Here is a 22,577-nt window from a genome sequence, read left to right as displayed (position 1 = left end):
GGAGCCTCCGTCTTGGCGGGAGCTTCCGTCTTCGCGGGAGCCTCCGCCTTGGCGGGAGCCTCCGTCTTGGCGGGAGCCTCGGCCTTCGCCGGAGCCTCGGCCTTCGCCGGAGCCTCGGCCGGTTCGGCAGCCGCCGTCTCCTCGACAGCCGCCGGCGTCTTCTCGGGCGTGGTCTCCTTCCCGGCCGGACCGTCGGAGACGACCGCGTCCGGGACCAGCTCCGACGCCTTCTTCGCCGCCGACAGCAGGACCGTGTCCTGCGGAGCCTGGTCGGCGAAGTTCTCCGGGTGGTGGCAGGCGACCCGCTGACCCGGCCTCAGCTCCACGAGCTGAGGCTCGGTCGTCCGGCAGATCTCCGTCGCCTTCCAGCACCGGGTGTGGAACCGGCAGCCGGAGGGCGGGGCGATCGGGGACGGGACGTCACCCCGGAGCAGGATGCGCTCGCTCTTCTGGCCCCGGCGCTTCGTGTCCGGCACCGGCACCGCCGACATCAACGCCTTGGTGTACGGGTGCATCGGCGCCTCGTACAGCGATGTGCGGTCGGCGAGTTCCACGATCTTGCCGAGGTACATCACCGCGATGCGGTCCGAGACGTGCCGGACGACCGAGAGGTCGTGCGCGATGATCACGTAGGTCAGGCCCAGCTCCTGCTGGAGGTCGTCCATGAGGTTGACGACCTGCGCCTGGATCGAGACGTCCAGCGCGGAGACCGGCTCGTCCGCCACGACCAGCTTCGGCTTCAGGGCGAGCGCGCGGGCGATGCCGATGCGCTGGCGCTGGCCGCCGGAGAACTCGTGCGGGTAGCGGTTGTAGTGCTCGGGGCTGAGGCCGACGAGTTCGAGAAGCCGCTGGACCTCCTTCTTGATCCCGCCCTCGGGCTCCACGCCCTGGAGCCGGAAGGGCGCCGAGACGATGGAGCCGATGGTGTGGCGGGGGTTCAGGGAGCCGTACGGGTCCTGGAAGATCATCTGGATGTCGCGGCGCAGCGGACGCATCTGCCCGGTGCTGAGCCGCGTGATGTCCCGGCCCTCGAAGGTGATCTTGCCGCCGGTCGGGTCCTGCAGGCGGGTGATGACCCGGCCCATGGTCGACTTGCCGCAGCCCGACTCGCCGACCACGCCCAGAGTCTCGCCCTTGCGCACCTCGAAGTCGATGCCGTCGACGGCCTTCACGGCGCCGACCTGGCGCTGCAGGACGCCCTTCTTGATCGGGAAGTGCTTGGTCAGGCCCTCGACCCTGAGCAGCACCTCACGCTCGTCGGGAGCCGACGCCTGCTTCGGGACCGCGGCCTCGGCGACGGTGTCCGTCTTCTTGGTCTCACTCACAGCTTCGGCGCAATCTCTTCGGTCCAGATCCGCTCACGGTCCTCCGCCGGGAGGTGGCAGGCGGACCAGTGCCCGGTGCCCACGGGCTCCAGCTCGGGGCGCACGGTGCGGGTGACGTTCCCCTTGGGGATGTCCGCGTACGGGCAGCGCGGGTGGAAGGCGCAGCCCGAGGGGACGTTGATGAGGCTCGGCGGCTGGCCCTTCACCGGGATGAGCCGTTCGGAGGTCTCGCGGTCGATGCGGGGCATCGAGCCGAGCAGGCCCCAGGTGTAGGGGTGCTGCGGCCGTTCGAAGACCTCGTCGGCCGGACCGCGCTCGATGCACCGGCCGCCGTACATCACGAGGACGTCGTCGGCGATCTCGGCGACCACACCCAGGTCGTGGGTGATCATGATGACCGCGGAGCCGAACTCCTTCTGCAGGTCCCGGATCAGGTCGAGGATCTGCGCCTGGACGGTCACGTCGAGGGCGGTGGTCGGCTCGTCCGCGATGAGCAGCTCGGGGTTGTTCACCAGCGCCATGGCGATCATGGCGCGCTGGCGCATACCGCCGGAGAACTCGTGCGGGTAGCCGTCGACGCGCTTGGCCGGCTCCGGGATGCCGACACGGTCGAGCATCTCGATGGCCCGGGCGCGGGCGACCTTCTTGCTGACCTTGTGGTGCACCCGGTACGCCTCGACGATCTGGTCGCCGATCTTGTAGTAGGGGTGCATCGCGGACAGCGGATCCTGGAAGATCATCGCCATCTCCCGGCCGCGGAGCTTGCGCACCTCGTCCGGGGTGGCGGAGACCAGCTCCTGGCCGTCCAGCCAGATCTCGCCGGACATCCGCACGTTCTTGCCACGGGTGCCGAGCCGGTGCAGGCCCATGATGGCCTGCGAGGTGACGGACTTGCCGGAGCCGGACTCGCCGACGACGGCGAGGGTCTTGCCCTTCTCCAGCGAGAAGCTGAGCCCGTCGACGGACTTGACCAGGCCGTCGTCGGTCGGGAAGTGCACCTTGAGGTCGCGGACCTCCAGGAAGGCTTCGGGTGCCTGGCGGCCGGAGGTGGGCTCGCCCACCGCGGCGCCGGTCTTGGAGAGTTCGGTCACGAGAGCCTCACCCGCGGGTCGGCGGCGGCGTAGAGCACGTCCACCAGGAGATTTGCTATGACGACGAAGGCGGCGGCGAGCAGGGTCACGCCGAGGATCTTGGGCAGGTCGTTGTCCGTGATGCCCTGTACCGCGTACTGACCGATGCCGGGCAGCGAGAAGACGCTCTCGGTGATCACGGCGCCGCCGAGCAGCAGACCGATGTCCATGCCGAAGACGGTGATGATCGGGGTGAGGGCGGCGCGCAGTCCGTGCCGGGTGACGACGGTGCGCTCCCGCAGACCCTTGGCGCGGGCCGTGCGGATGAAGTCCTCGTTCATCGTCTCCAGCATGCCCGAGCGGGTGAGCCGCGCGTAGATGGCGGAGTACAGCAGGGCGAGCGAACACCACGCCGGGAAGAGGGTGTTGGCCCACTGCGAGGGGTTCTCGGTGAACGGGACGTAGGTCTTGCCGAAGATCGGCCACTGGTATTCGAAGAGCAGGATCGCCAGGTTGCCCGTGAAGAACATGGGCAGCGAGACGCCGGTGAGCGCGATGCCCATGAAGCCCCGGTCGAGCGCCGAGCGCGGCCTCAGTGCCGAGACGACACCGGCCACCACACCCGAGAGCAGCCACAGGACGGCGGCACCCACGGCCAGCGAGAGGGTGATCGGAAGACGGGAGGTGAGCTCCGGCCAGACCGCCTGGTGGTTCTTGAAGGAGTAACCGAAGCAGGGTGCGTCGCAGTGCACCGTGGTGGGGCCGAGGTCGTAGGTGGCGCCGGCCACGATCCCCTTGATGAAGTGCCAGTACTGGACGTAGACGGGCTGGTCCAGACCGAGGTTGTGCTTGACAGCGGCGATGTCCGCCGGAGACGGGCTCTTGCCGATGTACTGCTGTGCCAGCTGGTCCGCTGTCTGGCCGACGAGCCGTGGCAGCAGGAAGAAGATGGCGAAGGTGACCGCGGAGACGACCAGCAGCAGGATCACTGCCGCGAACGTCCGGCGGAGGATGTACGAGATCACGGGGACCGGCGCTGGTGCCCGCGGACCGTGAAGCCCGCGGGCACCAATGCCTTCACCTGCCTTCCGGGGCTGCTACTTCGACGCGACGCCGATGTTGAGGTAGTCGTACTGACCGCTGAAGGCCGCCGTGGAAACCAGGTTGGTGTAGGTCGTCGGGCGGCCCAGCAGGACCTTGAAGTAGGTCAGCGGGACCAGGACGGCGTCGTCCATGGTCTTCTTGTCGATCTGGGTGTAGAGGCTGTTGCGCTCGCCGGTGTCCTGCGTACCGATCGCCTTGCCCAGCAGGGCGTTGACGTCCTTGTTGTCGTACTGCGACAGGTTGGTGTTACCGGACTGGCTGATCGCCTTGCCGTTCAGGATCTGCTGCAGGAAGCCGTAGCCGGAGGGCCAGTCGGCACCCCACTGCATCATCTCCAGGCCGATGTTCTGCTTCTTGGTGAACTTCGGCACACCCGCGTAGTCGGTGAAGTACTTGCCGGACGGGTACTGCTTGAGGGTGGCGTTGATGCCGACCTTCTTCAGCGAGTTGATGATCGCCGTGGCGGCGTCGATCTCCTGCGGACGGTCCGAGCGGGCCGAGATGTTCGTCGAGATCGACGACTTGCCGCAGGCCTTCAGCTGCGCCTTGGCCTTGGCGACGTCACCCTTGCTGTCCTTGGTGGCGTAGACGTCGGACTTGGCGTAGCCCGGGATGTCCGGCGGCAGGACGGTGGAGGCGACGTCACCGCGGATCGGGCCGCCCTCGGCGGTCTGCACCGAGACCTTGTCGATCGCGTACTGGACGGCCTTGCGGCACTCGAGCTTGTCGAACGGCGCGACCGTGGTGTTGATCGCGACGTAGACCAGACGGCCACCGTAGGTGTTGTCCGTGTTGGCCTTCAGGGCGGTGTCGGTGAGCACCTTGGCCTGCGTGGAGGCCTGGACACCCGTGCCGGCCAGGTCGATCGCGTCGCCGGCCAGGACGTCCTGGTCGATGGTCTCCGGGTTGACCTTCAGCTTGACGACGATCTTGTCCGGCAGCTGCTTGCGCAGCGGGTCGGTCTTCGGGTCCCAGTTCTCGTTGCGCACGAGCACGGCCTGCTTGCCGTCCTCGTAGCTCTGGAACTTGTACGAGCCCGAGGAGACGATGCTCTTGACGTAGTCGACGCCCTTGTCCTTCGCCTGCGGCACGGGAGCCGTCTGCGGGGCGGCGACCAGGTAGTCGAACTCCTGGAAGGCCTGCTTCAGGTGGAAGGTGACGGTGGTGTCGTCCGGCGTCTCGATGGAGGACAGGCCCTTGGCGCTCTTGTCCTTGTACGGGCCCTTGTACTTGTCGCCGTCGGCCAGGAACTGCTGGAAGTAGTTCGGGCCGAGGGAGAGCACGTCACGCGCGAAGTTGGAGCGCTCGACGGCGTACTTGACGTCCTTCGAGGTGATCGGCGTGCCGTCCTCGTACTTCAGGCCCGGACGCAGCTTGTACGTCCAGGTCTTGCCGCCGTCGCTCGGCACGCCCTTGCCCGCCGCGAGGTCCGGGACCAGGGCGTTGCCCTCGGCGCCGGGTCCGGGCTTGAAGGTCATCAGCGGGCGGGCCCACAGCCGGCTGAGGTTGTACATGTACGCGTAGTACGTGTTGCCCGGGTCGAAGGAGTCCGGGACGTCGGACATCTCGTAGGTGAGCGTGCCACCCTTCTTGTCCGACGCGTTCACGACGCCCTTGGTCGCGGCGTTGGCCCCGGCCGACTTGGTGCCGTTCTCGTTCTTGTTGTCATCGGCCTTGCTGCAGCCTGCAAGAAACAGGCTGGCGGTGCCGATGGCCGCGATCGCGGCCAGCGCTGACCTTCGCATGATGGGCGCTTTCCCCTCCATTGTCGGAAACTTTTCGGGCTCTCGGTGGCAGGCGTCAGCGGCTGCGGGGGTCGAGAGCATCGCGGAGACCGTCGCCCAGCAGGTTGAAGGCCAGGACGGTCACGAAGATGGCGAGACCAGGGACGATCATGTACTGAGGGTCGACCTGGTAGTAGGTGACCGCTTCACGGAGCATGCCGCCCCAGGAGGCCTGCGGAGGCTGGATGCCGACGCCGAGGTAGCTCAGGGACGCCTCGAAGAGGATGTTGGTCGGGATGAGCAGCGTCGAGTAGACGATGATCGGGCCGACCAGGTTCGGCATCAGCTCCCGGAACAGGATGTACGGGGCCTTGGCGCCCATGCCGCGTGACGCGTCCACGAACTCACGCTCGCGCAGGGCGAGGGTCTGACCACGCACGATCCGGCCCAGGTACGGCCAGTTGAAGAAGCCGATGACGAAGATCAGCACGCTGAGGTGGAGCGGCAGTCCGTTGAGGCCGAACGCGCCGCCCTGCAGCGTGGCCGAGATGGCGATCGCGAACAGCAGGAGGGGGAAGGCGAGGAAGGTGTCCATCAGCCGGCTGATGACCGAGTCGACCCGGCCGCCGTAGTAGCCGGCGACGACGCCCATGATCGCGCCGATGACGTTGGACAGGATGGTGGCGCCGAAGGCGACCACCAGCGAGACCCAGGAGCCCTCCAGGACCCGGGTGGCGATGTCGCGGCCGAACTTGGGGTCCACACCGAGCGGGTGGTCCATGCTCATACCGCCCCAACTGCCCTGGGGCAGCGAGGTGTCCGGGGTGATCAGGTCCTGGTGGAAGGCGTTGGGGTCGAGCCCGAACATGGCCTGGATGGGGCGCGAGAGGACGGCCAGGAGGATCAGCAGGATCACGATGACGCCGCCGGCGACGGCGACCTTGTCCTTCTTGAACCTGGTCCAGGCGATCTGGCCCAGGGAACGACCCTCGATCTGCCCCTTACCGGCATCCGCCAGCACAGCTTCCGGCTGCACCTCGGCTGCCGCCCCGGTGGTCTCGATCGGTGCGGTCACGGTGAGCGACCCCTCTCGCCGGTGGTGACCGGCCTGCGCCTGCCGCGGATTGCGGCTTTGTCGACTTGCCATCGATCACGAGGTCTCGGCCTCATGTCTGAGTCGGGAGTCTTCAGCGTGGTTGTGATCACCCGCCAGAGCTGACGGTGAAAGTATGCGCAACCGTGATGCAGTCCAGGGGATTCCGTTATCCGAACAGTGGGTAACGACTCTCGGACGTGGGCCAGTTGGGGCAGAACGGCGAATCTACGCGGTTCGGGACGTTCGGTCGATGTCTACGCGCGCAGAAGTGGGCGGCCCGCGCAAATTCTGCGTTCGGCCCAAGAAGCGGCCCGCGCCGACCGGTTGCTCAGTAACCGCCGCGCGCCGGCGGGTAACCGTACCCGCCGGCCGGGGTCTGCGGCGGGGCGGGGACCTGGAGCTGGGGCTGCGGTGGCGCGCCGGCATGGGCCTCGCGGTCGTAGAAGGGGCGCGCCCTGGCCCGCATCCACATCACCACCGGGTCGTAGCCGTCGGTCATCGCGACCGTCGACACCGGCAGCCCCTCCGGGACCGCGCCGACGGACTGCTGCATCATCGCGCGGACCGAGTCGACCGCGGCGGGCGAGGTGTCGTACACCTCGAGGCCGAGGGCGAGGTACGGCGCCCCGAGCGCGGGTTGCACCCAGGCGCGGCGCAGCGAGCGGAGCGCGGGGGTGCGGTGCGCGTTCTGCGCGAGCAGGGCGTAGAACTCCGGGATCTCGATGCCGGGCTCGGACAGGCGGAGGGGGCCGGCGGGCTGTCGCTCCAGGCCGGCGGCGATGCGGCGCAGGTCCAGCCAGGGGATGCCGACGCCGCCGCCCGGGGCGTGCGGGTTGAGCCAGAGGCCGTAGTGGTCCGGATAGAGCGTGCGGGCCACGTCCAGGCCGTCGACCACCTCGTAGGAACGGTTCCAGCCGCTGGCCGACAGCTCCTGGGCGGAGGTCACGCAGGGGGCGTAGTGGAAGCCGTCCACCTCCATGTCCCCGTACTGGGCGTCCGGGGAGCCGGCCTGGCCGTGCCACAGGAGCATCCAGATCTGGCCGGAGGAGGGGGTGGCGAGGGCGCGCAGCAGGGCTTCGTACGCGTCGTAGCGTCCGGGCGTGACCTGGCGCAGCATGTGCTCGACGCTGCCGCTATGGCTCGCGCTCACCTGTCGTACCGGCCCTTCTGGGAGTCGTCCCGCGTTCGGGAACAGCTTAAGCGTCTGCCGGCTCGGGGCCCTGTGTCCGTCCGCGAGTGCGGTTCGTCCGTGGCTGTCCGCGCAGTGCCCCGCGCCCCTTCGGGGCGCTTCAGTGACCGTACTGGTAGAAGGGCCGGACGTTCGTCTTGAGCCAGTCGGCCACCGGGTCCTGGGTCACGTCCAGCAGGACGAGGTTGACCGGCCAGTTGACCGGGACTTTGCCGAGAGCCCTGCCCAGGGCCTCCAGGGGAAGCGCCCGCAGGTCGCCCTCCCACTGGGAGAGTTCCACGCCCACGAACAGCACCGGGTCGGCCGTCTCGATGGCGGCGAGACAGCGGCGGGCGGTGAGGACCACGCCGGTCGCGGCGAACTCGGCGGAGGCGGCGGAGAGGAAGTCGACCGGGTCGTCCTGCCAGTCGGGTTCGAAGAGGCGGACCCGGCCGCCGCTGCCGGGGCCGTCGAGCGGGGTGCGGCCCACCCGGCACAGCTCGGCCACGGCCTCGGGCGCGAGGGGTATGCCGACCACGCCGTCGGGGTTGACGGCGATGCCGATCTGCGGGGGCAGGCCGCGGGCGAACTCCACCGCCGGGGCGATGGTGTACGACATGTGGGAGCCGGCCACCTGGCGCAGCTGTTCCTCGGAGCTGAACACCGGGACGTAGGCCTGGCCGCCGATGTCCAGCGCCGGCAGGTCCAGCGGGCCGCTGTCGGGGCCGCCCCCGTTGGGCAGCGGGACCCACAGCAGGCTCCGGCCGAGGACCTCGATGATCCGGCCGCCCGCCGTGGGGATGCCGAGGGAGGCCGACAGGACCTCCTCCAGTTCGTTGCCGGGCCAACCGCCGTGCGGGTGGGGGTGCGCCTGTGCCGGGAAGTCCGCGGGAAAGTCCGCCGGGAAGTCCATCTGCCTACCGCCTGCTGGTAACCACTGCTGTGAGCGAGAAGGCTATCGGGTGGCTGTGACAACCCCTCACCCCGTGAAGCCGATGCGGGTCAGGACGTCCGCCGCGTCCCTGTCCAGCAGCACCGCCGCGCCGCAGCCGGCGGGCAGTTCGCCGTTCTCCACCGCGCGCAGCAGGCGGGCGGTCGTCCGGCGGTGGCGGCGGAAGGCGTAGCGGGAGACGCCCCGGCCGCGCTCGCGCTGCCCCCGCCGGGCCGTGCCCGGGGGGACGTCGAGGAGGAGCAGGTGCAGGGTGGCGCCGCGCCGCCGGGCCTCCCGGGCCAGCCAGGCGCGCACCCAGGGCTGGGTACCGCAGTCGTGCACGACGACCCCCTCGCCGGTGCGCAGGGCCCTGCGCAGTCCGGCGTAGTGGGCGAGGCGGACCAGCGGGCGGTACAGGGCGTAGGGGAAGCGGCGGGGGACGCGGGCTGCCCAGCGGTCGCGGGCGTCCTGGGAGTCGACGCGGTGGCCGGCGGCCGCGCGGTGCATCAGGGTGGACTTGCCGCTGCCGGGCAGGCCGGTGATCACCACCAGGTCGCGGGGGCCGAAGAGCAGGGCGCGCGGGCTGCGGCCGGCGCGGTCGCGCAGATCGCGGACGACCGGTGCGGGGCGGTCCGCGCAGCGTTCGCGGGCCGGGGCGAAGGGCTGTTCGGGCACCGCGATGCCGGCGTCGGTGGCGTAGGCCGATGTCCTGTTCACCGTGATCGTCCTCCCCTGTGGGCTCGGTCACCCCATGCCCGTTGTACGTAAAGAGAAGGTAATGCGCAACGGTCGGCGGTTCGTGCGCGTAGTGCCACAGGTCGGTTACAGAGACGGGCCCTGACGTGCCGGGGTGCGGCGTGCAATGATGTGCGCGCCAACTGCATACCGGCCGTTTGAATCCGCGCGGGAGAGTCCCCAGCAGTCTCGCTGGGGCGCCGAAGGAGCAAGTCCCTCCCTTGAATCTCTCAGGCCCCGTTACCGCGCGGGCGAGGCACATCTGAAAAGCGGGCCGCCGCGACGGCGGTCCCACCCAAGGTGCAAGCCGTGATCGTCCCCGTGGCGGTCGAGGCGAACCTCTCAGGTTCCGATGACAGATGGGGAGGAACGTTCCTCGCCCGTGCCCTGTGTTCTGTCCTGGGAGACGACCGACCGATGAGCAGTACCGAACTCCGTCACACCGCGCTCGACGCCGTGCACCGCTCCCTGGGCGCGACGATGACCGACTTCGCCGGCTGGGACATGCCCCTGCGCTACGGCTCCGAGCGCGACGAGCACCTCGCCGTGCGCACCAGGGCCGGTCTCTTCGACCTGTCGCACATGGGAGAGATCAGCGTCACCGGCGCCGGGGCCGCCGCCCTGCTGAACTTCGCCCTGGTCGGCAACATCGCCTCCGTCGGTGTCGGCCGCGCCCGCTACACCATGATCTGCCAGGCCGACGGCGGCATCCTGGACGACCTGATCGTCTACCGGCTGGCCGAGACCGAGTACATGGTGGTCGCCAACGCCTCCAACGCCCAGGTGGTGCTGGACGCGCTGACCGAGCGGGCCGCCGGCTTCGACGCCGAGGTGCGGGACGACCGGGACGCCTACGCGCTGATCGCCGTGCAGGGGCCGGAGTCCCCCGGGATCCTGAAGTCCCTGACCGACGCCGACCTGGACGGCCTGAAGTACTACGCCGGCCTGCCCGGCACCGTCGCCGGCGTCCCGGCGCTGATCGCCCGCACCGGCTACACCGGCGAGGACGGCTTCGAGCTGTTCGTGAAGCCGGAGCACGCGGTCGAGCTGTGGCAGGCGCTGACCGGCGCGGGCGAGGGCGTCGGCCTGGTGCCGTGCGGCCTGTCCTGCCGGGACACGCTGCGCCTGGAGGCGGGCATGCCGCTGTACGGGCACGAGCTGACCACCTCCCTGACCCCCTTCGACGCCGGGCTCGGACGCGTGGTGAAGTTCGAGAAGGAGGGCGACTTCGTGGGGCGCGAGGCGCTCACCGAGGCCGCCTCCAGGGCGCAGGAGAACCCGCCCCGGGTCCTGGTCGGCCTGGTCGCCGAGGGCCGCCGGGTGCCGCGCGCCGGGTACGCCGTCGTCTCCGGCGGCCAGGTGATCGGCGAGGTCACCTCCGGCGCCCCCTCCCCCACCCTGGGCAAGCCGGTCGCCATGGCCTACGTGGACGCGGCGCACGCGGCCCCCGGCACCGAGGGTGTCGGTGTGGACATCCGGGGCAGCCACGAACCGTACGAGGTCGTGGCGCTGCCCTTCTACAAGCGCCAGAAGTAGAGACTGGGCGCGGTCGCGCCTCCGTGGGGCCCCGGCCCCGTGGCCGGTACGTGACCCTGCGCACACTCACCCGCTCACCAGCGGTTTCCGCAGTCCCCCCGTCATCAGCGCTCCCGCGCGTACAGGAGAATTCAGGCCATGAGCAACTACCACCAGCTGCGCTACAGCAAGGAGCACGAGTGGCTGTCGGCCGCCGAGGACGGCGTCTCGACGGTCGGCATCACGGAGCATGCCGCCAACGCGCTCGGCGATGTCGTGTTCGTCCAGCTCCCCGAGCCCGGCTCCACGGTGTGCGCGGGCGAGACCTGCGGCGAGCTGGAGTCGACGAAGTCGGTCTCCGACCTGTACTCGCCGGTCACCGGTGAGATCACCGAGGTCAACGAGGACGTCGTGAACGACCCGTCGCTGGTGAACTCCGCGCCCTTCGAGGGCGGCTGGCTGTTCAAGGTACGCGTCGCGGAGGAGCCGGCCGAGCTGCTCTCCCACGACGAGTACACCGCCTACACCGCCGGCTGAGGAGTCGTAGCCCCGTGACTGTCCTGAACACTCCCCTGCACGAGCTGGACCCGGAGATCGCCGCCGCGGTCGACGCCGAGCTGGACCGCCAGCAGTCGACCCTGGAGATGATCGCCTCCGAGAACTTCGCGCCGCTCGCGGTGATGGAGGCCCAGGGCTCGGTCCTCACCAACAAGTACGCCGAGGGGTACCCGGGCCGGCGCTACTACGGCGGCTGCGAGCACGTCGACGTCGCCGAGCAGATCGCCATCGACCGGGTCAAGGAGCTGTTCGGCGCCGAGTACGCCAACGTGCAGCCCCACTCCGGTGCCTCCGCGAACCAGGCGGCCCTGTTCGCGCTGGCCCAGCCCGGGGACACGATCCTCGGCCTGGACCTGGCGCACGGCGGCCACCTGACCCACGGAATGCGGCTGAACTTCTCCGGCAAGCAGTTCGACGTGGTCGCCTACCACGTGGACGCCGAGACCGGACGGGTCGACATGGCCGAGGTCGAACGGCTCGCCAAGGAGCACCGCCCCAAGGTGATCATCGCGGGCTGGTCGGCGTACCCGCGGGAGCTGGACTTCGCCGAGTTCCGCCGGATCGCCGACGAGGTCGAGGCCTACCTGTGGGTCGACATGGCGCACTTCGCGGGCCTGGTCGCCGCCGGTCTCCACCCGAACCCGGTGGAGCACGCGCACGTGGTGACGTCGACCACGCACAAGACGCTCGGCGGCCCGCGCGGCGGCATCATCCTCGCGAAGAAGGAGTTCGCCAAGAAGCTGAACTCCTCCGTCTTCCCGGGCTTCCAGGGCGGCCCCCTGGAGCACGTGATCGCGGCCAAGGCGGTCTCCTTCAAGGTCGCCGCCTCGGCGGACTTCAAGGAGCGCCAGCAGCGTACGGTGGAGGGTGCCCGCATCCTCGCCGAGCGCCTGACCGCCGCCGACGCCCGCGAGGCCGGGGTGAACGTGCTGTCCGGCGGCACGGACGTGCACCTGATCCTGGTCGACCTGCGCGAGTCCGAGCTGGACGGGCAGCAGGCCGAGGACCGGCTCCACGAGGTCGGCATCACGGTCAACCGCAACGCCGTCCCGAACGACCCGCGCCCGCCGATGGTCACCTCGGGTCTGCGCATCGGTACGCCGGCCCTGGCCACCCGCGGTTTCACGGCCGAGGACTTCGCCGAGGTCGCGGACGTGATCGCCGAGACGCTGAAGCCGTCCTACGACGCCGAGGCGCTCAAGGCACGCGTGCGGGCGCTCGCCGGCAAGCACCCGCTGTACCCGGGTCTGAACAAGTAGGTCACCTTTCGCGGGGCACCGCGCACACTGGGAGTACCGGCGTGCGCGGTGCCCGCGCCCTGTACCGCCCCTTTTGCACCACCCCCGTATTTGAGGAGTCACCCCGTGGCCATCTCGGTCTTCGACCTGTTCTCGATCGGCATCGGCCCGTCCAGCTCCCACACCGTCGGCCCGATGCGCGCGGCGCGCATGTTCGCCCGCCGGCTGCGCAACGAGGACCTGCTCGGCTCCGTCGCGTCCCTGCGCTGCGAGCTGTACGGCTCGCTCGGCGCGACCGGCCACGGCCACGGCACCCCGAAGGCGGTGCTGCTCGGCCTGGAGGGCGCCTCCCCGCGCACGGTGGACGTCGAGACGGCCGACGAGCGGGTGGAGACGATCAAGGCGGCGGGCCGCCTGAACGTGCTCGGCGAGCACGAGATCCCCTTCTCCTTCGACGACGACCTCGTCCTGCACCGCCGCAAGGCGCTGCCGTACCACGCCAACGGCATGACCGTCTGGGCGTACGACGCCTCGGGTGCCGAGGTGCTGTCGAAGACGTACTACTCGGTCGGCGGCGGCTTCGTCGTGGACGAGGACGCGGTGGGCGCGGACCGTATCGTGCTGGACGACACGGTGCTGAAGTATCCGTTCCGCACCGGCGACGAGCTGCTCCGCCTGACCAAGGAGACGGGCCTGTCGATCTCCTCCCTGATGCTGGAGAACGAGCGGGCCTGGCGCACCGAGGAGGAGATCCGGGCGGGCCTGCTGGAGATCTGGCGCGTGATGCGTGAGTGCGTGCAGCGCGGCATGTCCCGCGAGGGCATCCTGCCCGGCGGCCTCAAGGTCCGCCGCCGCGCCGCCGTCTCGGCCCGCCAGCTGCGCGCCGAGGGCGACCCGCTGGCGCACGCCATGGAGTGGATCACGCTCTACGCGATGGCGGTGAACGAGGAGAACGCGGCCGGCGGCCGGGTCGTCACCGCCCCGACCAACGGCGCGGCCGGCATCATCCCGGCGGTGCTGCACTACTACATCAACTTCGTCCCCGGCGCCGACGAGGACGGGGTCGTCCGCTTCCTGCTGGCCGCCGGCGCGATCGGCATGCTCTTCAAGGAGAACGCGTCCATCTCCGGTGCCGAGGTCGGCTGCCAGGGCGAGGTCGGTTCCGCCTGCTCCATGGCCGCGGGCGCCCTCGCCGAGGTGCTCGGCGGCTCCCCCGAGCAGGTGGAGAACGCCGCCGAGATCGGCATGGAGCACAACCTGGGCCTCACCTGCGACCCGGTCGGCGGCCTGGTCCAGATCCCGTGCATCGAGCGCAACGGCATGGCCGCGGTGAAGGCGGTCACGGCCGCGAAGATGGCGATGCGCGGCGACGGCTCGCACAAGGTGTCCCTGGACAAGGTCATCAAGACCATGAAGGACACCGGCGCCGACATGAGCGTGAAGTACAAGGAGACGGCCCGGGGCGGGCTGGCGGTGAACATCATCGAGTGCTGAGGGAACGTTCACGCCGGGGGTGAGGCCGGGTCCGGCCCCGCCCCCGGGTGAAGGCCGTCTCGGTGCCGCCCGCGTTGCGCAGCTGGAGTCCCACGGCCCCGTGCCCCGGCGCCGCCGTCGCGGACGGCACGGCGACGTCGCTCTGGTCCGCCCGGGCCACCCTGCCGGAGAAGCGGCGGCACCCGGCTGCCCACGCCGATGGGCTTTGCCGTGCGCGAACTCGTCACAGCAGGCCCCCGCCCGCGGCCACCCGGAGGCTGCTGTTGCCCCCGGGGCCACCACGCGGTAACCACCTCCCCCTAAGCTGTCGTCAACTCAACTGCGACGAAGGGGACTTGACCCATGCGTGGAGTGAGACGAGCGGCGGCGCTCACAGGTGCCGCCGCTCTGTTGGCGGTCTTGCCGGGCAACGCCCACGCGGCCTCGCCGAAGTTCTCCGAGACGACGGCCATCGGCACGCACAACGCCTACGACAAGGCCAAGTACGCGTACTTCGCACAGGCGTTGGACTCGGGCGCCTCGCTGCTGGAGCTGGACGTCTACGTCGACAGCCTCACCCACCGCTGGCGGGTCAGCCACAGCAACCCGCTGGGCAACGACAACAATTGCGAGGCGGCGAAGACCCCGGGCGAGCTGTACGGCAAGAGCCGCAACCAGGACCTCGGCAGCTGCCTGGACAACATGGCCGCCTGGAACCAGCTCCACCCCGACCACCCGCCGATCGTCGTCAAGGTCGAGATGAAGGTCGGCTTCAACAACAACGCCGGTCTCGGGCCGGACGAGTTCGACACGCTCGTCGCGCAGAAGCTCGGCGGCAGCGTCTACAAGCCGGCCGACCTGCTCGGCGGCACGTACAGCACACTGGACGCGGCGGCGAAGGCCAACGCCTGGCCGTCCCGGGACTCCCTCAGGGGCAAGTTCCTCTTCGACCTGATCCCGGGCACGGTGGAGAAGGCCAACCCGTTCGACCACTACTGGACGGACCAGGAGTACGGCGACCACCTGCGCGACCTGTCCGCCGCCGGGAACATCTCCGCGGCCCAGGCGTTCCCGGTCGTGCTGGGCGCGGCGAACGGCGACCCGCGCGTCAGCCGGTACGACGCCTCGATCCGCCCCTGGTTCGTGTTCTTCGACGGTGACGCGGCGACGTACGTCAACAACGGCTACGACACCGCGTTCTACTCCGCGAACCACTACATCCTGATCACGACGGACGCCCACAACGTCTCCCCCGCGATCTCCTCCACCGACCCGACGGACGCCGAAGTCGCCGCGCGGCTCGCTCTGCTGGCCAAGAACCACGCGAGCCTGATCACCTCCGACTGGTCGGCGAAGTCCGCCTCGGTGCTGGGTTCGACGACCACCCGAAGCTGAGGTTCCGGAAAGGCGCGCACGGGGGACAACACCCACATGCTGCATGGCATCGACGTGAGCGCCTTCCAGTCCTCCTCCTACGCCACGGACGGCCTCTCCTTCGTCTTCATCAAGGCGACGGAGGGGCGTTCGTACGTCAATCCCCATCTGGCCGCACAGGCGAAGACCGCCCGCGACGCGGGACTGGTCGTCGGCTTCTACCACTTCCTGTGGCCCGGCAACCTCACCGCACAGGCCGACTACTTCCTCCGCCACGCCCCGGACCGCCCCGGCGACATCCTCGCCGTCGACTGGGAGACCACCGGGGACGGCACCCACGCGAGCAACGCGGAGAAGGACAGCTTCATCCGCAGACTGAAGGCGCTACGGCCGGACAACCGGGTCGTGCTCTACGCGAACCGTGATTTCTGGCTGACGGTCGACACGACGTCCTACGCCGGCGACGGCCTCTGGATCGCCGACTACGTCTCCGCCGGAAAACCCCGCATCAAGGCCAGGTGGCTGTTCCATCAGTACACCAGCGAACCCCACGACAAGGACGTGACCCGCTTCGCGCGGGAGGACGACCTGCGCGCGTGGGCCACGCCCTGATCCCCGGGAAGGCCTTCAGCCCCTGAACTCCGCCGGGCGCTCCGGGGAGGCTTCCGCCAGGGCCTTGCGCACCGCTTCGGCGTCACCGCGCAGTCCGTAGACCGGGGTGCCGGGCTGCTGGTGCCAGGAGTCGGCGATGGAGCCCGCGTCGACCGTGTCGAAGCCCAGTTCGCCGATCAGGTCGCGGACGGTCCGCTTGGCCGCCTCGTCGTCGCCGGCGACCGGCAGGGCCATGCGGTCGGGCGCCCCCGCGGGACGGTGGCGGTCCAGGATGTCCTCGGCGTAGGTGCCGTTGAACGCCTTGATCACCGGGTGCCCGAGGTGCCGCTCGGTCCAGGCGCTCTCGGTGAGGCCCTCGTCCTCGATGCCCGCGATCCGGCCGTCCCGCTGCTGCGGGTAGTAGTTGCCGGTGTCGATGACCGCGGCGCCCTCGGCCGCGCCGTCCAGCAGGCCGGCGGGGAGGTCCGGGACCGCCTTCAGCGGGACGGTGACGACGACGACCTGGGCGCCCTTGGCCGCGTCCTCGGCGCGCACCGCGGTCGCGCCGGTCTCCTCGGCCAGTTCCCGGAGCGTCTCGGGGCCGCGGGAGTTGGCGACGGAGACGTCATGACCGAGGGCGGTGAGCCGCCGGGTGAGGTTGCCGCCGATGTTCCCCGCGCCGATGATGCCGATCTTCATGGCTGACCTTCCGGTGATTCATGCACGCGCATGCTTCTGTCGTCCGGGTCAACCTCGCGGGGCGGCGGCCTATTCCGTCGCTACGCCGCAGGGGTGAGCGACACCCCGGATGGCGCCGGATGGCCGGGTTGCTGGAGCCGTGTACGGTCAGGCGGCCCCGCGTCGGCCGCTTCGCGCCGCTTTCCGGTCCGATCGCCGACCGCCGGCCGTGCGGCACCCGTGGAGGGCCGCCGTTCGGCGACGGCGGGCGCACCGGTGGCGTCGGCCCGGTGAGCGCGGCCCGGCACCTCCACGCCCCGGCGCGAGGCCGTACGCCGGCGGTCCGGGCTGCCGGAACGACGGCAGGGGGTGGCCGGTCCGCGCGGGACCGGCTCCCCCTGCCGTCGTCGGGTCACTTGTCCAGGTAGGACCAGAACTCGTCGAACGACAGCACCTTGTCGCCGTTGAGGTCGCGGGTGCGGATGATGGCCTCCGCGACCGTGTCGGTGACATTCCAGTCACCCTGCTGCGCCAGGGCGGACTTGAACTCCGCTGCGGTGATGAAACCGTCACCGTCCGCGTCGATCCGCTGGAACTGCTTGCGTGCTTCCTCGATGTCCGCCACCGATCCGCCCCTTTTGTTCGTGTTTCTCTTGCCGTGCTGGCGTACTGACGCTGGTCAGATTAACGGCCCGCGCGAGCCCGGAGTGCCGCGACCACCCAGGCGAAGTCCTCGGCGTGCGGCGGAGCGGGCTGCCGGTTGACGATCGCGAGCAGTTCGCGGTAGCGGGCGACCCGCTCGTCGAAGCCGGCGGTCATGCGCTCCAGCACCTCGCCCCGGTCGGCGTCACCGAACAGTGCGCCGAGCACCTCCTCCGCCTCGGGTGCGGTGGGGCCGACACCGCGCTCACGGGCCGGGGCCACCAGTTCCACGAGCCGCTCGGCGAACCACGGCGACCGCCCGCGTGGCTCCGCGGGCCGCCGCTCGCCCGCGTTGAACTCGACGGCCCGGCGCATCCGTTCCCGGAACGCCGGATCCTGGATCAGCTCGGCCAGTTCCACCCAGGCGTCGACCTCCTCGGGCGTGGCGTCCTCCGCCAGGTGCACCGCGGTGCGCCGCATCCGGTCCTGGAGGCCGGGGTCCACGGCGTCGAGCCCGTGCAGGGTCTCCGCCACGAACTCCGCCATGATCCGCTGTCGTTCCGCGGCGGACAGCCGCGCCAGCTTGTTCATCAGGGTCGTCTCCTTTGCGGTCGAGCCGCGTCGCGCCACGGTCGACAGCACCGCCCGGGTCACCTTCAGCGACCGGATCTGCGCGTCCAGGGCCGCCACATGCGTTTCGGCGACCTCGGCCACGGTCCGCTCACCGGCCAGCACCTCACGTACCTGCGCCAGGCCGAGCCCCAGCTCGCGCAGGGTGCGGATCAGCTCCAGGCGGACGACGCCGTCGGGGTCGTAGAGCCGGTAGCCGCCGGAGGACCGGGCGGCCGGGGAGAGCACGCCCTCGTCCGACCAGTAGCGGATGGTGCGCACGCTCAGCCCGCTGGCCCGGGCCAGCTCGCCGATGGTGAGAAGTCCAGTGCCGTCTTCGAACATGTCTGGGATTCTGTGCCTTCCAGCGGGTGGAGACTCAAGGAGCGGCCGTGCGGAGCTTGCGGGACATCCTCGACGCGGCGGCGGCCGGCGTCTTCCCGCCGGCGGACGGCGGTACGACGGTCGTACCGCAGCCCTCGCCGCGGGACGCCGGGGTGGTCGCCTTCACCGCGCACTCGGTGATCTTCACGGACGAGGACCCGGACTGGGTGCGGGAGACCCTGCGCCGGGCGGACTGCGACGCCCTGGCGGCGCCCCTGAACCCGCGCTTCCTGACCGCGCTGCTGGACCGGACCGGCCGCCGGACCGAGACCGTCGACGCGCTCCTGGTGGGCGACCCGCTGCCAGGTGACCCGCTGCCGGGTGAACCACCGCTCTCGCTGCGGGAGATCGAGGACCCCGCCCACCCCCGGATCGCCTACGCCCGCCGCAGGCGGCGGGAGGTCCGCGCCTGGACGGCCGACGGCGGGGTGCTGGTCATGGGGCGCGGGGTCGCCGGCCGGCTGGAGGTGTCGGTCGAGGTGGCCGGGGACGCCCGGTACCGCGGGCTCGGGCGGCGGCTGGTGAGCGCCGCCCGGCAGCTCGCCGCGGAGCCGCTGTGGGCGCAGATCGCCCCGGGGAACGCGCGCAGCCTCCGCGCGTTCCAGGCGGCCGGTTACCGTCCGGTGGGCGCGGAGGCGCTGCTGCTCGCGCCGGCCGGCTGACGGCGTCTCAGCGGAAGATGCCGGTGTGCCCGAGCGAGTAGCGGCCGGGCTGGGGGTAGACGGCGAGGCCGTGCGGGCCGCTGCCGACCTTGATCCGGGCCAGTTGGGCTCCGGTGCGCGTGTCGATGGCGTACACCTCGGAGTTGTACCGGCCCGACAGCCACAGGACCTTGCCGTCGGCGGAGACACCGCCCATGTCGGGGCTGCCGCCGCCGGGCAGGCGCCACTTCGCGGTGAGCCGGTCGCGGGCGAAGTCGAAGAGGGAGATGGTGCCTTCGCCCCGGTTGGAGATGTACATCACGCGGGAGTCACGGCTGACGTAGAGGCCGTGGGCGCCCTTGCCGGTGGCGAGGAAGCGGGGGCGGGTGAACTTGTCGCCGTCGAGGATCCACACCCCGTCCGCCATCATGTCCGCGATGTAGAACAGCCTGCCGTCCGGCGAGATCTTGACGTCCTGCGGCATGGCGCCGTGGAGCGGCAGTTTCTCCTGGCGGACGACCTCCATCCGTGCGGTGTCGACCTTGAGGATCTCGCCGCTGAACTCGCAGGAGACGATGAAGTAACGGCCGTCGATGGAGAAGTCGGCGTGGTTGACGCCGTAGCAGCTGACCGGGACGGTCTTGACGACCTTCATGGTGTGCGCGTCCCGGAAGACCAGCTGGCGGTCCATGGACGCCATGACGACGGCGTACTTGCCGTCGGGCGTGAAGTAGAGGTTGTACGGGTCGTGCACGTCGACCGGCGCGCCCGCCTTGCCGGTGCGCGGATCGATCGGGGTGAGGGTGTTGCCGAGGTCGTTGTTGACCCAGAGGGTCTTCAGGTCCCAGGACGGTACGACGTGCTGGGGCTGGCGGCCGACACGGATGGTCTCGACGACCCGGTACGTCGCCGGGTCGATGACGCTGACGGTGTCGGAGTTGGTGTTGGGGACGTACACCCGGGAGGGGAAGTCCTTGACGACGGGTGAGAGCCGGCCGGGCCGGTCGGCGGAGTACAGGTCGGCCGGGTCCTCGACCGGTGGCATCCCGGGCAGCACGTTCACCCGCGGCTCCCGCACCCGCGGCTGGACCGGCGCCTTGCTGGCGACGGCCTCGCTCTTGGTGCCGTCCGGTCCGCCGCCGCAGGCGGAGAGCAGCGTCAGGGCGGTGACGGCGGCACCGGCGGCCAGCAGGCGGGCGGCTTTGGTGGTTCGCATCAGCTCAGCAGCTCCGTGGTGGTGACCGCGCGCAGTCCGCGGCGGCCGAGTTCGGCCAGGATGTCGGGGAGGGCGGCGACCGTGTCCGCGTATCCGAAGTGCAGGCTCACCACCGACCCGCCCCGCACCTCGGCGAGGACCTTGCGGGTGACGGCGGCGGCGCCGGGGGCGGTGTAGTCGAGCGAGTCGACGTCGTACGACAGCACGTGCGGGTAGCCGGCGGCGCGGGCCAGCCGGGTGACCAGCGGGGTCGCGGCCGGGGCGCGGGAGGGGCGGAACCAGGTGCCGATGGAGCCGGTCAGCCGCTTCAGCCGCTCGGCGCAGTCGGTGATCTCCCGGCGGGCGTCCGCCTCGGCCAGGGTGTTGACGGCGATGTGCCGCTGGGTGTGGTTGCCGAGGTCGTGGCCGCCGTCGAGGATGCGCCGGGCGATGTCCGGGTGCTCGTCCAGCCAGGTGCCGACGGCGAGCACGGTGAGCCGGGCGCCGTGCTTCTCGGCCTCGCCCAGCAGGGAGTGGGCGAGGGCGGTCTCGCCCTGGCCGTGGAAGGTGAGGGCCACCTGGGGGCGGGTGCGCGGCCCGTGGGTGATCTGGGCGGGCAGGCCGGGATAGGCGCGGGCGGCGGGGGCGGTCCGGGCGGTGGCCGCGGACCGGCCGGACGTGTGGGTGGCGGACGGGGACGCGGAGGCCGGGGACGCGGGTGGTGCGGCCGGGCCGGAGCCGCAGCCCGCGGCGAGCGCGCCGCCGGTGACGAGCCCGGCGCCCGCGCGCAGCACCCCGCGTCGGTTGGTGGTGGTCACCCGCACCATTTAAGGGCCGATGGGTAAGAAAACCGCCGATTAGTCGGTTTGAGGGTGTTCTCGGGTCGCGGGGCCGTCGGCACAGCCGCACCCGGGCGCGTCTACCGGTCGGCGACCCGCATCTCGAACCACGTCGTCTTGCCACGCGGGAGCAGATCCACGCCCCACCGGTCGGAGAGCTTGTCCACGAGGAAGAGTCCGCGCCCGCTGACGTCCATCTCCTGGACCGGCATCAGACAGGGCAGGCCGCGCGAGGGGTCGCGCACCTCCACCCGGATCCAGCCGGGCCGGCGGCGCATCCGCAGGCCGAAGACGCGGGCCCCGGTGTGCCGTACGGCGTTGCCGACGAGTTCCGACACCAGCAGGACGGCGTCCTCGGTCAGCTTGGGGGTGAGCCGCCAGGTGCGCAGGACGACGACCTGGGCGAGCCGGCGGGCGGTGGCCGCGGATTCCGGGCGGGACGGCAACGGGACCTCGGCCTCCGTCGGATCTCCGAACAGTTCGAGCGCCTTGAGCGCCTGCTCGTCCTCGGCCGCGGGCGACCAGCGTGCCGCGGCCGCACGGCTGTGTCCCCGCGGCTGTTCCATGCCCTCCAGCCCCGCCATGCCCCCATGATGGCGGCCCGGAGCCGACTTGGGGGCCGTTCCGGAGGAATGCGCCCCTCGCACGCCCCCCTTACGCGCCCGTCTCCCGGCATATGCCCTGGGCAATCCGATATCCCACACAGGCCGTTTGACCTGCGACGACGGCTGCCCTCCGGGCAATCGCCGGACTCCCTCGACGCAACAGATTTAAGGGTGCCTTAAGGCTCCCGTAAACCGCCCCATCGAGGGACCGGAAGAAGACGACACGTCAATTTCCCTGACACCCAGGGGAGTCGCGGGACTTGCACACCGTTGACGGGTCAGAGGAACTTGGCCTTGCCCGGCCCCTCCTCCACGAAGCTGCGCATGCCGCGCTCGCGGTCCTCGGTGGCGAACAGACCGGCGAACCAGTTCCGTTCGACGGCGAGCCCGGTGTCGATGCCGGTCTCCAGACCGGTGTCGACGGACTCCTTCGCCGCGCGCAGGGCGATCGCCGGGCCCTGGGCGAGCCTCGCGGCCCAGGCGTGCGCCTGCTCGTACACCTCGGCCGCCGGGACGACCCGGTCCACCAGGCCGATCGCCAGGGCCTCGTCGGCACGGACCTGACGGCCCGTGAAGATCAGGTCCTTGGCCCTGGAGGGGCCGACCAGCCGGGGCAGCCGCTGGGTGCCGCCGGCGCCGGGGATCAGTCCGAGCAGGATCTCGGGCTGGCCGAGCTTGGCGTTGTCGGCGGCGATCCGGTAGTCGGCGCACAGGGCCAGCTCGCAGCCGCCGCCGAGCGCGTAGCCGGTGACGGCGGCGACGACCGGCTTGGGGATGCGGGCCACGGCGGTGAAGGCGTCCTGCAGGGCGCGGGAGCGCTGGACCATCGCGGCATGGTCCATGTTCTGCATCTCCTTGATGTCCGCGCCCGCCGCGAACACCCGCTCGCCGCCGTAGATGACCACGGCGCGCACGTCGTCGCGGCGCGTGATCTCCTCGGCCAGCTCCTTGAGCCGGTCCTGGGTGGCGATGTCCAGCGCGTTCATCGGCGGCCGGTCCAGCCGCATGGTGCCGACGCCTTCGGCGACTTCCAGAGTGACGGTCATGGGGGTCAGGTTAACGGGGACTAACGGCCGCGGGCC

22 protein-coding genes and 1 riboswitch are annotated in these 22,577 nt (G+C 70.7%); of the genes, 7 read left to right on the top strand and 15 right to left on the bottom strand.

The window, feature by feature from the left end; translation table 11 throughout:
- From AB0B40_RS26115 to AB0B40_RS26080, 8 genes are all read right to left on the bottom strand, one after another.
- Positions 1 to 1,325: dipeptide ABC transporter ATP-binding protein (locus tag AB0B40_RS26115; RefSeq protein ID WP_362265851.1), on the bottom strand; the 1,325-nt coding region annotated here is incomplete at its 3' end.
- The gene (locus AB0B40_RS26110; RefSeq protein ID WP_345047135.1) at positions 1,322 to 2,416 is read right to left on the bottom strand and encodes an ABC transporter ATP-binding protein; all 1,095 of its coding nucleotides are present in this window, start codon (positions 2,414 to 2,416) and stop codon (positions 1,322 to 1,324) included. The genes AB0B40_RS26110 and AB0B40_RS26115, both read right to left, overlap by 4 nt.
- The gene (locus AB0B40_RS26105; protein WP_362265849.1) at positions 2,413 to 3,420 is read right to left on the bottom strand and encodes an ABC transporter permease; all 1,008 of its coding nucleotides are present in this window, start codon (positions 3,418 to 3,420) and stop codon (positions 2,413 to 2,415) included. The genes AB0B40_RS26110 and AB0B40_RS26105 overlap by 4 nt, the downstream gene beginning before the upstream one ends.
- Before the next feature lie 72 nt (positions 3,421 to 3,492).
- A complete protein-coding gene (locus AB0B40_RS26100; protein ID WP_362265847.1) occupies positions 3,493 to 5,265 on the bottom strand; it encodes an ABC transporter substrate-binding protein in 1,773 nt (590 codons plus the stop codon).
- A gap of 34 nt (positions 5,266 to 5,299) precedes the next feature.
- A complete protein-coding gene (locus AB0B40_RS26095; protein WP_345047141.1) occupies positions 5,300 to 6,298 on the bottom strand; it encodes an ABC transporter permease in 999 nt (332 codons plus the stop codon).
- A gap of 349 nt (positions 6,299 to 6,647) precedes the next feature.
- Positions 6,648 to 7,436, bottom strand: a complete 789-nt coding sequence (locus AB0B40_RS26090) for an enhanced serine sensitivity protein SseB C-terminal domain-containing protein (RefSeq protein ID WP_345047187.1) — start codon at positions 7,434 to 7,436, stop codon at positions 6,648 to 6,650.
- 172 nt (positions 7,437 to 7,608) lie between these two features.
- Entirely contained in the window at positions 7,609 to 8,400 is a 792-nt protein-coding gene (locus AB0B40_RS26085) for an enhanced serine sensitivity protein SseB (protein ID WP_362265845.1), read from the bottom strand.
- 66 nt (positions 8,401 to 8,466) lie between these two features.
- A complete protein-coding gene (locus tag AB0B40_RS26080) occupies positions 8,467 to 9,135 on the bottom strand; it encodes an AAA family ATPase (protein WP_345047144.1) in 669 nt (222 codons plus the stop codon).
- Between the two features lie 177 nt (positions 9,136 to 9,312).
- A riboswitch (glycine riboswitch) is annotated at positions 9,313 to 9,409 on the top strand.
- A 161-nt stretch (positions 9,410 to 9,570) separates the two neighbouring features.
- Here AB0B40_RS26080 and gcvT point away from each other — a divergent pair.
- The 6 genes from gcvT to AB0B40_RS26050 all read left to right on the top strand — a co-directional run bounded on the left by gcvT (position 9,571) and on the right by AB0B40_RS26050 (position 15,923).
- Positions 9,571 to 10,689 (top strand): glycine cleavage system aminomethyltransferase GcvT, encoded by a 1,119-nt coding sequence (gene gcvT / locus AB0B40_RS26075; protein WP_345047146.1) that lies wholly within the window; start codon positions 9,571 to 9,573, stop codon positions 10,687 to 10,689.
- Between the two features lie 138 nt (positions 10,690 to 10,827).
- Positions 10,828 to 11,205, top strand: a complete 378-nt coding sequence (gene gcvH, locus AB0B40_RS26070; protein ID WP_345047147.1) for a glycine cleavage system protein GcvH — start codon at positions 10,828 to 10,830, stop codon at positions 11,203 to 11,205.
- A 14-nt stretch (positions 11,206 to 11,219) separates the two neighbouring features.
- Complete coding sequence (glyA, locus tag AB0B40_RS26065) at positions 11,220 to 12,485, top strand: serine hydroxymethyltransferase (protein ID WP_345047149.1); 1,266 nt, start codon at positions 11,220 to 11,222, stop codon at positions 12,483 to 12,485.
- A 105-nt stretch (positions 12,486 to 12,590) separates the two neighbouring features.
- On the top strand, positions 12,591 to 13,958 hold the full coding sequence (locus AB0B40_RS26060) for an L-serine ammonia-lyase (RefSeq protein WP_345047151.1): 1,368 nt from the start codon (positions 12,591 to 12,593) through the stop codon (positions 13,956 to 13,958).
- A 390-nt stretch (positions 13,959 to 14,348) separates the two neighbouring features.
- A complete protein-coding gene (locus AB0B40_RS26055; protein WP_362265842.1) occupies positions 14,349 to 15,332 on the top strand; it encodes a phosphatidylinositol-specific phospholipase C domain-containing protein in 984 nt (327 codons plus the stop codon).
- Positions 15,333 to 15,368: 36 nt separating this feature from the next.
- Positions 15,369 to 15,923: a glycoside hydrolase family 25 protein gene (locus AB0B40_RS26050; RefSeq protein ID WP_345047154.1), complete on the top strand. Its 555-nt coding sequence runs from the start codon at positions 15,369 to 15,371 to the stop codon at positions 15,921 to 15,923.
- A gap of 15 nt (positions 15,924 to 15,938) precedes the next feature.
- Here the strand turns inward: AB0B40_RS26050 and AB0B40_RS26045 are convergent, their stop codons facing one another.
- The 3 genes from AB0B40_RS26045 to AB0B40_RS26035 form a co-directional block, all read right to left on the bottom strand.
- The gene (locus tag AB0B40_RS26045; RefSeq protein ID WP_345047155.1) at positions 15,939 to 16,601 is read right to left on the bottom strand and encodes an NAD(P)-binding domain-containing protein; all 663 of its coding nucleotides are present in this window, start codon (positions 16,599 to 16,601) and stop codon (positions 15,939 to 15,941) included.
- Positions 16,602 to 16,992: 391 nt separating this feature from the next.
- On the bottom strand, positions 16,993 to 17,205 hold the full coding sequence (locus AB0B40_RS26040; protein ID WP_345047156.1) for an EF-hand domain-containing protein: 213 nt from the start codon (positions 17,203 to 17,205) through the stop codon (positions 16,993 to 16,995).
- 59 nt (positions 17,206 to 17,264) lie between these two features.
- Positions 17,265 to 18,176, bottom strand: coding sequence for a MerR family transcriptional regulator (locus AB0B40_RS26035; RefSeq protein WP_362265840.1), 912 nt, complete (start codon positions 18,174 to 18,176; stop codon positions 17,265 to 17,267).
- Between the two features lie 47 nt (positions 18,177 to 18,223).
- On the opposite strand from AB0B40_RS26035, the gene AB0B40_RS26030 reads away from it, so the two are divergent.
- Positions 18,224 to 18,877 carry a GNAT family N-acetyltransferase gene (locus tag AB0B40_RS26030; RefSeq protein WP_345047158.1) on the top strand — a complete coding sequence of 218 codons (654 nt, stop codon included), beginning with the start codon at positions 18,224 to 18,226 and terminating at the stop codon, positions 18,875 to 18,877.
- 7 nt (positions 18,878 to 18,884) lie between these two features.
- Here AB0B40_RS26030 and AB0B40_RS26025 read toward each other — a convergent pair whose 3' ends face one another.
- The 4 genes from AB0B40_RS26025 to AB0B40_RS26010 form a co-directional block, all read right to left on the bottom strand.
- Entirely contained in the window at positions 18,885 to 20,072 is a 1,188-nt protein-coding gene (locus tag AB0B40_RS26025; RefSeq protein WP_345047160.1) for a hypothetical protein, read from the bottom strand.
- Positions 20,072 to 20,878, bottom strand: a complete 807-nt coding sequence (locus AB0B40_RS26020; RefSeq protein WP_345047161.1) for a polysaccharide deacetylase family protein — start codon at positions 20,876 to 20,878, stop codon at positions 20,072 to 20,074. The genes AB0B40_RS26025 and AB0B40_RS26020 overlap by 1 nt, the downstream gene beginning before the upstream one ends.
- A 92-nt stretch (positions 20,879 to 20,970) precedes the next feature.
- Positions 20,971 to 21,474 carry an ATP-binding protein gene (locus AB0B40_RS26015; protein WP_345047163.1) on the bottom strand — a complete coding sequence of 168 codons (504 nt, stop codon included), beginning with the start codon at positions 21,472 to 21,474 and terminating at the stop codon, positions 20,971 to 20,973.
- 299 nt (positions 21,475 to 21,773) lie between these two features.
- Positions 21,774 to 22,541 carry an enoyl-CoA hydratase-related protein gene (locus tag AB0B40_RS26010; protein WP_345047164.1) on the bottom strand — a complete coding sequence of 256 codons (768 nt, stop codon included), beginning with the start codon at positions 22,539 to 22,541 and terminating at the stop codon, positions 21,774 to 21,776.
- Positions 22,542 to 22,577: the final 36 nt, after the last annotated feature.

The organism is Streptomyces sp. NPDC042638 (assembly GCF_040647235.1).
In the GTDB taxonomy this organism is placed as follows: domain Bacteria; phylum Actinomycetota; class Actinomycetes; order Streptomycetales; family Streptomycetaceae; genus Streptomyces; species Streptomyces rameus.
The sequence above is the reverse complement of the archived record's forward strand: the minus strand, read 5'-3'. Positions and strand labels throughout refer to the sequence as shown.